General features: G+C 37.9%; 11 protein-coding genes and 1 pseudogene. All 12 read right to left on the bottom strand.

Annotation, left to right across the window (positions count from 1 at the left end):
- Positions 1-227: pseudogene (locus tag ABNX05_RS13050) on the bottom strand (CsxC family protein); the annotation flags it as partial.
- A 386-nt stretch (positions 228-613) separates the two neighbouring features.
- Positions 614-1,351: a 16S rRNA (uracil(1498)-N(3))-methyltransferase gene (locus ABNX05_RS13045; protein WP_349660146.1), complete on the bottom strand. Its 738-nt coding sequence runs from the start codon at positions 1,349-1,351 to the stop codon at positions 614-616.
- An 82-nt stretch (positions 1,352-1,433) separates the two neighbouring features.
- A complete protein-coding gene (prmA, locus tag ABNX05_RS13040; RefSeq protein WP_349660145.1) occupies positions 1,434-2,375 on the bottom strand; it encodes a 50S ribosomal protein L11 methyltransferase in 942 nt (313 codons plus the stop codon).
- A gap of 21 nt (positions 2,376-2,396) precedes the next feature.
- Entirely contained in the window at positions 2,397-3,515 is a 1,119-nt protein-coding gene (gene dnaJ, locus ABNX05_RS13035) for a molecular chaperone DnaJ (RefSeq protein WP_349660144.1), read from the bottom strand.
- A gap of 441 nt (positions 3,516-3,956) precedes the next feature.
- Entirely contained in the window at positions 3,957-5,795 is a 1,839-nt protein-coding gene (gene dnaK, locus ABNX05_RS13030) for a molecular chaperone DnaK (RefSeq protein ID WP_197144931.1), read from the bottom strand.
- A 78-nt stretch (positions 5,796-5,873) separates the two neighbouring features.
- Positions 5,874-6,446, bottom strand: coding sequence for a nucleotide exchange factor GrpE (grpE, locus tag ABNX05_RS13025; RefSeq protein ID WP_349660143.1), 573 nt, complete (start codon positions 6,444-6,446; stop codon positions 5,874-5,876).
- A gap of 18 nt (positions 6,447-6,464) precedes the next feature.
- Complete coding sequence (hrcA, locus tag ABNX05_RS13020) at positions 6,465-7,493, bottom strand: heat-inducible transcriptional repressor HrcA (protein ID WP_349660142.1); 1,029 nt, start codon at positions 7,491-7,493, stop codon at positions 6,465-6,467.
- A gap of 89 nt (positions 7,494-7,582) precedes the next feature.
- Positions 7,583-8,728, bottom strand: a complete 1,146-nt coding sequence (gene hemW / locus ABNX05_RS13015) for a radical SAM family heme chaperone HemW (RefSeq protein WP_349660151.1) — start codon at positions 8,726-8,728, stop codon at positions 7,583-7,585.
- 304 nt (positions 8,729-9,032) lie between these two features.
- Entirely contained in the window at positions 9,033-10,193 is a 1,161-nt protein-coding gene (chrA, locus tag ABNX05_RS13010) for a chromate efflux transporter (RefSeq protein ID WP_349660141.1), read from the bottom strand.
- A 104-nt stretch (positions 10,194-10,297) separates the two neighbouring features.
- The gene (locus tag ABNX05_RS13005) at positions 10,298-11,143 is read right to left on the bottom strand and encodes a DUF4179 domain-containing protein (RefSeq protein WP_349660140.1); all 846 of its coding nucleotides are present in this window, start codon (positions 11,141-11,143) and stop codon (positions 10,298-10,300) included.
- Positions 11,144-11,365: 222 nt separating this feature from the next.
- On the bottom strand, positions 11,366-11,581 hold the full coding sequence (locus ABNX05_RS13000; RefSeq protein WP_349660139.1) for a hypothetical protein: 216 nt from the start codon (positions 11,579-11,581) through the stop codon (positions 11,366-11,368).
- 221 nt (positions 11,582-11,802) lie between these two features.
- The gene (locus ABNX05_RS12995) at positions 11,803-12,993 is read right to left on the bottom strand and encodes a DHH family phosphoesterase (RefSeq protein ID WP_349660138.1); all 1,191 of its coding nucleotides are present in this window, start codon (positions 12,991-12,993) and stop codon (positions 11,803-11,805) included.
- Positions 12,994-13,048 lie beyond the last annotated feature (55 nt).

Raw genomic sequence — 13,048 nt, 5'->3', positions numbered from 1 at the left:
ACATTTTTTTTCACTCTTTTGATTTCAGTTGCAGCAGGATTCAGCGTAATATCTGATTCCACAACTATTTGAAGTGTTGGTTCTGCAAGTGCAACTGGAACTTTAATAGTTGGTGCCGTAACCGGTGTAGCGGCTAGTATAGTAGCCTCACTATTTAATGGTATTTGTTCAGTTGATGTTACTGGACAAGGTGGCACTTGATTTTGATTTTCACATTGACCACTCAAAAAATTCCCCTCTTTTCATTTTGTAGTATTCGAGAGCTCTCAGTATCAGAATATGTAGCAATTAAATCTATGAATGGACGCGTATACTAGTTTTTTATTCATTTAAATAAAGGGATTTTTGAGATGAGGGTTAAAAATGAACACAATGCCAGCTACTCACCGTTGTAATACCTGATTTGACAACGTTCCTTCAACATGGGATTTTACTAAAAAAACCGATTCAAAGTTTTTTGAATCGGTTCTACTTATAGGATTATCTAATAAAAACAGTCATTGAATGTAGTTTTTAAACTTTGCACGACTGCATATATACGCAATAATAATGATGTTTACTCATGCACTGATAAGTGTGTGAAAATCCTCTTTTGACATGGTTAAACGCTGTCTCATTCAAATTCATAAGATATTGCAGATAGTGCATAGAGTGGTGCCGTTTCTGCTCGTAAAATTCGGGGTCCTAAAGACATCGTTTGAGCACCTGCTTGAAGCAGGCCATCCGCTTCTTTTCGTGCAATGCCGCCTTCAGGACCAAAGATAATAAGAATAGATTTTGACTTCTTGTCAGACACGTTTTTTAGCTTCTCAGCAAACCTTGTACGTTGTTCTGCTTTTGCATCTTCTTCATCCGCTATAAAAACGGCGTCGAAATTGCCTATTTGTTCTACTAGCTGTTTAAAAGAGATCGGTTCATATATTTCTGGGATATGTGTACGATGGGATTGCTCAGCTGCTTCTTTTGCAATTTTTTGTAGACGCTCTTGCTTTTTGGCACCTTTCTTTTTATCCCATTTAACGATGGAACGCTCCGCTTCAAATGGCAACAAGGCAAACATTCCAAGCTCTGTCGCCTTTTGTGTAATCAGTTCTAACTTATCGCCCTTCGGCAACCCACATGCCACTGTTACATAGACAGGTAACTCTGGTGAAGGAACAATCTCACCCGTAGTTTGAACGTGTACCTCATCCTCTTCAAAGGCTGATATTTCACAAATATGAGCAGTATTTTGTGCGACAACTACGATTTTGTCGCCCTCTTTCATACGCATTACCCGTTCAATATGTCGGGCATCTTCTCCGCTAATTCGTGCTTCCTCTATGGCTGTCTCAATAAAATATCGCTGCATTTAATCGTACTCCTTTCTAGAAAGAAGAGAAAACGCCAAATCACAAGCACTCGGCTCCCGATTTGGCGCTTCCTCAGTCCACTTATTGTGGTCGACGGGCAATGATCGCTACCCAATCTTCCATTAATAATACTTCTTCGATTACAAAGCCAGAAGCTTCTAGTGCTGCTTTTACATCATCACGTTTTGCGGCAATGATACCTGAAGTGACATATAATCCACCCGGTTTAACAATTGAAAATGCATCGTCAGTAAAGGACATAATAATTTCTGCTAAAATATTAGCCACAACGACATCAGCTGGTTCCTTTACAGTATCCAATAAGTTCCCATGGAATACTGATACTTTATCATCCACTTTATTTAATGCAACATTTTCTTGTGCTGAACGTACAGCTACTTCGTCTAAATCAAGTGCATGCACGCTCTTTGCTCCTAGTAAGGCTGCACCGATTGATAGAACACCCGAACCCGTTCCGATATCGATAACCATATCTTCCTCTTTTACAACCTTCTCAAGCCCCTGTAAACACATAACAGTTGTAGGGTGAGTTCCTGTACCGAAAGCCATACCAGGATCTAATTCAATAATTAGTTCATCTGTTGATACTGGTACATATTCTTCCCATGTTGGTACGATTGTAAAGCGTTCAGAAATTTTTACAGGATGATAGTATTGCTTCCATGCTGTTGCCCAGTCTTCCTCGTTAACTTCCACAATCGAAACAACATTTTCACCAATATCGATGTTGAAGTTCGTTAGATTCGTTATAGCCGCCTTAATTTCTTCGACTGTTTCATTTAAAAAACTAGACTCCGATAAGTAAGCCTTAACAATAACACCATCTTTCGGAAAATCCGCTTCATTTAACGCATAAATTTCACCATACTGATCTTCTCGTGGCTTCGCAAATTCTGCAGAATCCTCAATAACCACACCACTTGCCCCTGCTTCATGCAAAATATTCGAAATTGCTTCTACCGCTTCGTTTTTTGTATGAATGGATAACTCTGACCACTTCACGTAGCTCTTCAGCTCCTCTAATTATTCACCTTGGAATTTTTTCTTAATTTTATCGAATAGTGTGCTTCCTTGCTCTTCAGGAATATCACCACTGATTTCCGCAAATTCACGTAGTAATTGCTTTTGTTTTTCTGTTAATTTTTCTGGCGTTACAACTTTTACTGTTACATATTGATTCCCTGTACCATAGCCATGGACGTTTTTGACACCTTTGTCTTTTAGACGGAATTGTGCACCTGACTGTGTTCCCGCTGGAATACGTAGTTTTACTTTCCCATGAACAGTCGGAACTTCAATTTCATCACCAAGAGCTGCTTGTGGGAATGTCAGTTTTAGTTCGAAATAAATATCATCGCCATCACGCTCAAACTCTTTATGTCCTTGAACGCGGAACATAATATATAAATCCCCCGCAGGTCCACCATTTATACCTGGCTCACCTTGACTGGACACACGAACTTGCTGACCATCGTCAACACCTGCTGGAATGTTAACTTTAATTTTCTTACGTTGTTGAACTTTTCCTTCACCACGACAAGTAGAACATTTTTCTTTAATGATTTTACCTGCACCTTGACATGTAGAACAAGTACGACGATTCATCATACGGCCAAATGGTGTATCTACTGCCTGATTTACTTGACCAGCACCTTGACATGTTGAACATGTCTCTGGATTAGTACCTGGTTTTGCACCTGAACCTTGGCAAGTATCACATACTTCGTCTTTAGGAATTTCGATTTCAGTTTCTTTTCCGAAAATTGCTTCCTCAAACGTAATATTCATACGATATTGAAGGTCATCACCTTTGCGTGGTGCATTCGGGTCCTGACGGCGACCGCTACCACCAAAGAATGAGCTGAAAATATCCTCGAAGCCGCCAAAGCCACCGCCTCCGAAGCCACCACCAAAGCCTGCATTTGGATCTTCGTGGCCAAATTGATCATAGCGTGCTTTTTTCTGATCGTCACTTAATACTTCATAAGCTTCAGCGATTTCTTTGAATTTTTCATCTGCACCTGGCTCTTTATTAAGGTCAGGATGGTATTGCTTTGATAATTTACGGTATGCTTTTTTAATTTCATCTTTAGAAGCCGATTTCGTTAAACCAAGCACCTCGTAGTAATCGCGTTTCTCCATGATTCACACTCCGCTCTTTTTGCATAAAATCTATTGTATCATGCAGTTAAAAAAACTGCCTCTATTTTATTATTAAATATACATTACAATTGTTGTACCAAAGGGGTTGATTAATCATTTTTATCCACTCTTATTAATTAGAAGGCCACTTCCTCCGCTGTGCTCCGTGCAGGGTCTCGTTTGTCTCGCTTTCCCGCGGGAGTCGAGTAGCCCTACGCTACAATCAGTAAAAATGGACATTCATTAGCAAAATATCAACAAAAAAATCCTTTTATCAACCAATAATAAACCTATATTTCCCTAATCCATGTTTTCTCCCTTTTCTCACAATTAATATAGCAACTAGAGGACTACATGGTCATAGGATATAGCTAAACATAAAGAGAAAAGCCAAAGCCGCAAGCGGTCTTTGGCTTCTTCACTTAACTGTGTTACTTACTATTATTTATCGTCTTTTACTTCTTCAAAGTCAGCATCTACGATGTCGTCTTTTTTACCATCGCCAGCTTCTGCACCTGCTTCGCCACCTTGAGCTGCTTGAGCAGCTGCTGCAGCTTGTTCATATACTTTCATTACTAGTGGTTGTAATACACCTTCTAGTTTTTCTTTTGCAGATTTAATGCCTTCTAATTCGCCAGCTTCAAGCGCTTTTTTCAGTTCATCACGAGCATCTTCTACAGATTTTTTCTCATCTTCTGTAATTTGTTCGCCTAAATCAGCAATTGTTTTGTCCACTTGGAACACTAATTGGTCAGCTTCGTTGCGAAGATCTGCTTCCTCTTTACGTTTAGAATCCGCCTCAGCATTTGCCTCAGCATCTTTTACCATACGTTCGATTTCTTCCTCAGATAAACCAGAATCAGATTGGATTACAATTGTTTGTTCTTTGTTTGTACCAAGGTCTTTCGCTTTAACAGATACGATACCATTTTTATCAATATCGAATGTTACTTCGATTTGTGGTACACCACGTGGTGCTGGCGGAATATCCGATAATTGGAAGCGACCTAATGTTTTGTTGTCAGCTGCCATTGAGCGTTCACCTTGTAGTACGTGAATATCTACTGCTGGTTGGTTGTCAGCTGCAGTTGAGAATACTTGTGATTTAGATGTTGGGATCGTAGTATTACGGTCAATTAATTTTGTGAATACGCCACCCATAGTTTCGATACCTAATGAAAGTGGAGTTACGTCAAGTAGAACTACGTCTTTCACATCACCAGTTAATACACCACCTTGAACTGCAGCACCCATTGCTACAACTTCATCAGGGTTTACACCGCGGTGTGGTTCTTTATTAGTTTCTTTACGTACAGCTTCTTGTACAGCTGGAATACGAGTAGAACCACCAACTAAGATTACTTGGTCAATTTCAGATGTTGAAAGACCTGCATCAGATAATGCTTGACGTACTGGACCTACTGTACGATTTACTAATGGTAATGTAATTTCGTCAAATTTAGCACGAGTTAAAGAAATTTCTAAGTGTAATGGACCCGCTTCACCAGCAGTGATGAATGGTAAAGAAATTTGAGTAGAAGTTACACCTGATAAGTCTTTTTTCGCTTTTTCAGCTGCGTCTTTTAGACGTTGCATAGCCATTTTATCTTTTGAAAGGTCAATGCCATTTTCTTTTTTGAATTCTGCTACAAGATACTCGATGATAGCATCGTCGAAATCGTCCCCACCTAGTTTGTTATCACCAGCTGTTGCTAATACTTCAAATACACCGTCACCTAATTCAAGAATAGATACGTCAAATGTACCGCCACCAAGGTCAAATACTAATACTTTTTGATCTGTATCTTGTTTGTCTAAACCATAAGCAAGTGCAGCAGCTGTTGGTTCGTTAATAATACGCTCTACTTCTAAACCAGCGATTTTACCAGCGTCTTTTGTAGCTTGACGTTGAGCATCGTTGAAGTAAGCAGGTACAGTAATAACTGCTTTTGTTACTTTTTCACCTAAGTAATCTTCAGCATAACCTTTTAAGTATTGAAGAATCATTGCAGAAACTTCTTGTGGTGTATATTCTTTATCTTCCACTTGAACTTTTTCAGATGTACCCATTTTAGATTTAATAGAAATAATTGTGTTAGGGTTTGTTACTGATTGACGTTTCGCTACTTCACCAACTTGACGTTCGCCGCCTTTAAATGCAACAACAGATGGTGTTGTACGGTTTCCTTCTGGGTTTGGAATTACTTTTGGTTCTCCGCCTTCAAGGACAGAGACACATGAGTTTGTTGTTCCTAAGTCAATACCGATAATTTTGCTCATTAAAATTTCCTCCTATTATTGAAACGCAAATGATGCGTTTTCTAACTAATAATTGTAATTAACTAAATAGTACTAAGTCTATTCGTTCACAGATACCATCGTTGGGCGTAATACGCGATCCTTTAACATATAACCTTTTTGAAGCTCGCGTAAGACAACACCAGCCTCTTTTTCAATATCTTGCTCCTGCATAACAGCTTGGTGAACATTTGGATCAAATTGCTCACCTTCAGCTTTAATAATTTGCAAGCCTTCCTTCTCAGTTGCTTCGATCAGAGAACGGTACACCATTTCAATACCTTTTACGATAGAAGCCGTTTCTTCTGAAGTCGCTTCAACTTGTAAAGCACGCTCAAAATTATCGATGACTGGCAGTAAATCTGACAGTAAAGTTTGAGCGCGATACTTTTCAGCAGCCTCACGATCAAGTTGGTTGCGACGACGAATATTATCGAAGTCAGCACGTAAACGTAGATGACGGTTTTCCTCATCGTCTAGCTTTGCTTGTAACTCAGCTAGCTTTGCTTCGTACTGTTCTTCGATTGTTAATTCGACTTCTTGTTCTTCTACTTTAACTTCTGTTTCTTCTACTTCATTTTCAGCTTGTACATCTTCTTGTACAAGGTCTTTGTTTTCAGTTGTTTCCGTCACTTGAAATCCTCCTCATTATCAATCACTACGATTCTTCGTAAAGGCTTGTGTTAAATCCATGCGCATTACATCTAGTAAAGCAACAACACGTTTATAATCCATTCGTGTTGGACCAATAATTGCTATAGCCCCTTGCTGTTCTTCACCAATAGAATAAGTGGTCGTAATGACACTACAGTTTTCCATTTCTAGTTGTTTATTTTCCGAGCCTATACGAATATGAATGCCCGATTCATTAGGATGGAAGAGCGACTGAACTTGGCTAGTCGTTTCCATTAAGTCCAAAATCATCCGGACTTTATTTAAATCGTGGAATTCCGGTTGGTTGAACATATTTGTTTTACCACCATAAAAAATTTTACTTTCCGAATTATGCATCGTTGCTGTCACGAGAGAGCGAATAAAATCATCCGCTGATTGAACATGCTGTTGTAATACTGTTAGCACTTCAGCTTCGAGTTTTTTATGAATATCTTCTAATGACTCACCAATTAGACGTTCATTTAAGATATTAACCATTTTCTCTAAATCAGAAGCGGTAAAATTAGGAGGTAAATTAAACATGCGATTTTCAACATGCCCATTACTCGTTACGATAATCGCTACTGCTGCATCGCTAGAGAGTGGCACAATTGAAAATCGTTTAACACGATGCCTTTGGACATCTGGTCCTAAAAGAATCGATGTATACGATGTCAGCTCCGATAAAATATTGGCTGACTTTCGGATAATATGCTCTACTTCTACTAAACGATCATTGAAAATTGATTGGATTTGCTGAATGTCCCTTGAATTAATGCCTTGCGGGCTCAACAAATGATCTACATAAAATCTATAACCCTTTTCCGAAGGCACTCGACCAGAGGAAGTGTGCGTTTTTTCCAAGAAGCCTAATTCCTCTAAATCCGCCATTTCATTTCGAATTGTGGCCGGACTAAATGTAATCTCTTGCTTTTTGGAGATTTGGCGAGAACCTACCGGCTGTGCAAACATAATAAAATCGTCTACTATAGCTTGCAATATTTGTAATTGCCGATTTGTTAGCATGATCATCACCTCTGTTAGCACTCAACTAAGAGGAGTGCTAATACTATTATTAAGTTATCAAATCCTACATTTTATGTCAATGAAATCGCTCAATCTTCTAGTAAAAATTGTTGAAATACTTCATTCCCTACAAAACGACCTTTTCGAGTAAGACGAATTCCTTTAGTATCATGCTCCAATAGACCTTCTGAAACTAATTTTTCTATGATATGTGAGTAATGCCTATGCATGGGTTCATTAAATTTTTCTTCATATATAGTGTGTGTAATTCCTTCCGTTTTACGCAGTCCTAAAAACATTTGCTCTTCACATTTTTCTTTCTTTGTTACAACATGTTCATATACAATTGGTAGTTCTCCTGCATTTACTGCATCCATATACTTTTTCAATGGTCCATGATTTGAATATCGCACACCAGCTAAATATCCATGAGCACCTGCACCAAAGCCTGCATATTCATCGTTTTCCCAGTATATTTTATTATGTGTAGAACTGAAACCAGATTGAGCAAAGTTACTAATTTCATATTGATGAAGTCCATGTGCCTCCATCTGGTTCATTAACAACTCGTACATATCCGCCTCAAGATCTTCAGTTGGTAAATGAAGCTTACCTTTTGTGTATTGATTATAAAAAATCGTTTTCGGCTCAACAATTAGTGAATAAGCGGAATAATGTGGTATATCAAGCGCGAACGCTTTTTCTAAAGTATCCTTCCATTGCGCCATCGTCTGCCCCGGCAAACCGTACATTAAATCCAAACTAATGTTTTTAAAGCCTACCTTTTTCGCTAAGTCAATTGTTTCATAGACATGATTGTTGCTATGTGTACGGCCAATCTTTTTTAACAACTCTTGATCAAAGGATTGGACACCCATGCTTATGCGATTTACACCGCCAGCAAATAATGCCTGTAATTTCGCTTCTGATAGCTCGTCCGGATTGGCCTCTGACGTAAACTCCGCCACACTGCCCATTGGAATGTACGTACGAATAAGTTCAAGAAGTCTCTCTATTTGTTGCGGTGTTAATGCTGTTGGTGTACCGCCACCAAGAAATATCGTTTCGATTTTTTTAAAACTTTCAGGATATTTTTTAGTCGCAAGCTCCATCTCCTTGCCAAGCATTTCTATATATTCATCAACTGGTTGATTTTTAAAATAAAATTTATTGAAATCACAATAGTTGCAAATTTGATGACAAAAAGGAATATGAATGTAAACACCTCGTGCCATAGCTATCCCTTCTTTCTCGTTAGTCTTTTTCCATTTCCTCATTATAAACAATCAAGACATGGAACGCCATGAATCCAACCAGTAAAATAACTAAATCAAAACTAAATGGTAGGGACATTATTTCTCTTTAATAATTGCATGACATCAATCCTGCTGGACACGGTTTAAAAGAGGAAGATTGTTAAAAGCTGTATGTACTTTATTTAATTAGCCAACTTTCACAAAAAAATCAAACCCACTGCAACAAGTCGGTTTGATTTATCGAGAAAGGAATAAATGCAAATTAATATATTTTTGTTTGTGCTTAATAACATATAAGACCTACACAAATGCCAATAAGAACAAGCAAATAAGGTTGGACTTTCCAACGTATCAAGCACCATAAAAATGTGGCTGCGATAACGATGTCGAGTCCATTTTGAATTGTCTGTGTAACAATCGGATGAATAAAAGCTGCAGTTAATATGCCAACAACTGCTGCATTTGCACCAGCCATCGCTCCTCTTAATCCGGCAATACGATTAAGAGTTAGCCAAAAAGGCATTGCCCCTACTATTAGCAAAAATGCTGGTAAAAAAATCGCTATCGTTGCAATAATAGCCCCTGGCACCCCAGCAATGACCATACCTATATAAGAAGCAAACGTAAATAATGGGCCTGGGACTACCTGCGTCATTCCGTATCCTGCTAAAAAATCGGAAGAATTCATTAATCCACTTTGGACAAATTGCGCCTCTAGTAAAGGTAATACGACATGTCCTCCACCAAATACTAATGCACCAGATAAATAAAACTTTTCAATTAACATAAACCATTCATATTGAATAAATGGGCTAGCGATTGGTAAACCGATAAGCAATAGAACATACAACGCTAAAAAACATATACCGGTTATTTTTGAAATCGGTACAATCGTTTCTTTAGGTTCTTCTCTTTGATTCGTCAACTTAAAAAAGAGATAGCCTATAAAAGAAGCAACAATAATAGTAGTTACTTGAGCAAGTGGATGAACCCATAAAAGCACTACTGCAAGTGCTAACAAAGCGATTATAAAATGTCGAATACTAGGGATTAATTTTTTGGACATTTCAAAAATTGCTTGTGCAACAATTGCAACAGCCACTAATTTTAAGCCATGAACCCAGCCCATATCCAACCCTGTATGTGCAGAAAAATACGCAAATGCCATAAGGAGCAAAACCGATGGCAATGTAAAACCAAGAAATGACACAATACTACCCAATAAGCCGCCTCTTAATAAGCCAATACCCATCCCTACCTGGCTCGATGCTGGCCCAGGTAAAAATTGACTGAGCCCAACTAGTTGACTATATTCTTTATCAGGTAACCATTTACGCTTCTGAACATATTCATTTTGAAAATACCCTAAATGAGCAGTAGGACCCCCAAAGGATGTACAACCTAATTTTAGTGAAACTAAAAAAATTCCCCATAACCTTCGCAATATCTTCAACTACTTTCGATGTCATATATATTCATATTACATTGAGTAATCATCTTTTTAGTTTAAGATATTGTAAAATTTAAAATTTACGGATGTAGGTTTCATTATTTATCTTCAATTTTAATAGCAGAGCCCAGTTCACTTCCATTTTTAGCAACCGGAATTAGCTTATAGCTATTATCGGTCAAATATAATGCATCGAGGCGGACACCCCATTTCGTATAATCTTCATTTAAAGGATAAGCAGAGTTAATGCGCCAAGTTTCCCCTGACGCTGATTGAATTTTAAAATGTATCGCTTCATTTAATAAGCTTTTCTCGAAATGAAAGTAAATCGTTGTAGATATTGGTGTAGAAACAACCTTTTCTATCATTATTTTCTGACCACCTAACAGCTTTACTTTTTTCTCAACAGAGAAGGTTTTTCTATCTGCTTGTAATTGCTCTTGCGAAGCTTCCACTTGAAATTCCCATGGCTCGTCAATCTTTTTTTCCCCGTTCCAGTCGTTATAACGAATATCTAAGCTTAATATTTTATCTTCTGGTAGTTCTCTTAATTTCACACTACTATAGATTGTATAACTTTTATCGGATTGTTGGATTGTCTGTCCTCCATTTCTAACCGTGAGCTCTTTTCCATTCACAAAAACTTGTGGAAAGAAAAAGATTTGATTGTCGAAATTTAAGTCCTTAACTGGCTTAAAAGTAGCGTTCAATAATATTTGGTTATCATCAATGATTATTTCATTTAACGTTAAACGTCCGAGAACATTTTCAGTAGTTTTGTCGACAACTGTTTTGTATGCTTCAAAATTCAAATCTTTCTTAAATAAAAAATAATAAACAATGACACAAGTAGCTACCAATAAAAGCAGTACTACAATAAACCATATTTTGCGTCCTCGATTTTCCTTTGGCTGGTTCTCAACTAGAAGCATATCGGACATCATGTACACCTCATTTTAAGAAAGTATGTCTGCACAAAAGCTTTTTATTTATTGTAGTTTTCAGTTGAACATTATATAACCTCTAACGTTGTCTTGATTTGGCTGATTTCGCTATGTATCTAAAGGAATAATGTATATTCCTTTAATGTTGTTGCAAATCTTGAAGAACAAAATGGTCAATGAAATGTTTGTGATTGTTGCAGTACATTAAATTAGAGTGATTTCTCATGCCTGAAAATATATGCTATGCGAAGAGGTTGATTGGAGTGGAGACTGGGCGACTCCTCGGGGATCAGCGATAGAGGAACTAAGGCTAAAATCATCCCATCCTGTGATAACGCCTTCGTGACCAACTTCGTGCTGTTGCTGTCGCTGCGCTTTCGCACAATCAAAACCTGCTGCTGCCGCTACGTTACACTCACGCTTTCGCGCAAAAGACATTTGTTGGCTCGAGACCCTGCAGCGAAGAGAAGCGGCTCATCGGACGCCCCCAGGAAGCTTTGCAATGTGCGAAAGCGTAGCGACAGCAACAAAGGTTTTATCTGTGCGAAAGCGTAGCGACAGCAACAACAAATGTTTTCTGTAGCGAAAGCAAAGCGGCAGCTACAAAACGCCCAGTCGGAACGGAAATCAACCCCTCGTTTTGCGAAGAGCTTTATTCCTTACTCTTGATGACGAACCTTTTTGGCTTCTTCCATTAAATAATCTACAAACAATTCATCTTTCACTAACCATGCTTGATAATTTCTTTTCAAAAACCATTCCGCTTCATAAAAACTTGTAAAGATTTGATCTAATGGAAGTTTATTTTTTTCAATTATCCAATCAAAATCACTTATTGAATACAGGAGGAAATTTTCTTCTTCAAGGTTTTTATACATTGTCCCAAACGAAGAAAACCTTAAATTATAGCGATTTCTTTTGGCGTCTTCCGGTATTGGTGCTATATGAAATGTTTGTGTTACATACTGCTCATACGCTTCATCTGTTAAAGAGCAACCAGCAGCTTTTTGATGCCCTCCCCCTCCGAATTCTGCTGCAATAGCCGAAACATCTACGTGATCATGGATCGTTCGAAATGAAATTCTTTTGCCACCCATATTTAATATAGCTATAAAATCAAGGTGTACATTTTCTTTCCCCAATTCATTTCCAAGCTCTGAGTGATAGGATTCTGCATACACTACACCTGTAAAGTAATCTCCTATCGATGTTTGTACTAGCTCCCGTTTTTTTCGGCGAATGTACCGTTCTATTTTCTCTTCTTCCATACGCAACATTTTCTTTTCAAAATCATCAAAGTCAAAGTGTTCGCTTGTCTTTAAGCGTTCAAGCATTTTTTCTTCAAAGTCATCAATTGATACTAAAAAAAAGAGAGTGTTTAGCCGACGTGCTTGTTGATTATCATTCTTTTCCCATTCCCATGTATCATACTGTCTCACTAACTCTACAAATTCTGTGATGGCATTTGTTTGTTCTAAAAATCCATGTGAAACAAGGTACTGATAAAATAAGGAGGTTGCTGATGTTAAATACCCATTTTCATCTTCTACTATTACTTTACCCCATTCATAATCGTTCAAATGATAAGCTGTTTTATGATGATCGAGCAGTTGAACATTGCCAGTTGCGGTATAAAAATCATCTAATCTCTTTTCATTTTCCTCGTTTGGAGATAAGTCTGTAATAAATAAAAAAGTACCTTGGTCGTTCGTGTCTAAAAAAAATTCAATCTCGCGATCCAGCGATGAAATCGAATTGTACCTTACCTTCACTTGATCTTGAAAAGCAAGTTTGGCTAAAATTCCGCAACCTATTCCATCTAAATCATTATGCGATAGCAATTTATACATTTTTTCACCTCCCAATTAGTATGGTTTAACATTAAAAAATTATCGGTATTGTTAG

It is taken from the genome of Lysinibacillus zambalensis (genome assembly GCF_040183165.1).
In the GTDB taxonomy this organism is placed as follows: Bacteria; Bacillota; Bacilli; order Bacillales_A; family Planococcaceae; genus Lysinibacillus; species Lysinibacillus zambalensis.
The sequence above is the reverse complement of the archived record's forward strand: the minus strand, read 5'-3'. Positions and strand labels throughout refer to the sequence as shown.

Bases quoted from the DNA above. Each gene is read 5' to 3' on its own strand.
- dnaK (WP_197144931.1), bottom strand. From the start codon at position 5,795: ATGAGCAAAATTATCGGTATTGACTTAGGAACAACAAACTCATGTGTC.
- ABNX05_RS13005 (WP_349660140.1), bottom strand. From the start codon at position 11,143: ATGATGTCCGATATGCTTCTAGTTGAGAACCAGCCAAAGGAAAATCGA.
- hemW (WP_349660151.1), bottom strand. From the start codon at position 8,728: ATGGCACGAGGTGTTTACATTCATATTCCTTTTTGTCATCAAATTTGC.
- hrcA (WP_349660142.1), bottom strand. From the start codon at position 7,493: ATGCTAACAAATCGGCAATTACAAATATTGCAAGCTATAGTAGACGAT.
- dnaJ (WP_349660144.1), bottom strand. From the start codon at position 3,515: ATGGAGAAACGCGATTACTACGAGGTGCTTGGTTTAACGAAATCGGCT.
- ABNX05_RS13000 (WP_349660139.1), bottom strand. From the start codon at position 11,581: ATGTCTTTTGCGCGAAAGCGTGAGTGTAACGTAGCGGCAGCAGCAGGT.
- ABNX05_RS13045 (WP_349660146.1), bottom strand. From the start codon at position 1,351: ATGCAGCGATATTTTATTGAGACAGCCATAGAGGAAGCACGAATTAGC.
- ABNX05_RS12995 (WP_349660138.1), bottom strand. From the start codon at position 12,993: ATGTATAAATTGCTATCGCATAATGATTTAGATGGAATAGGTTGCGGA.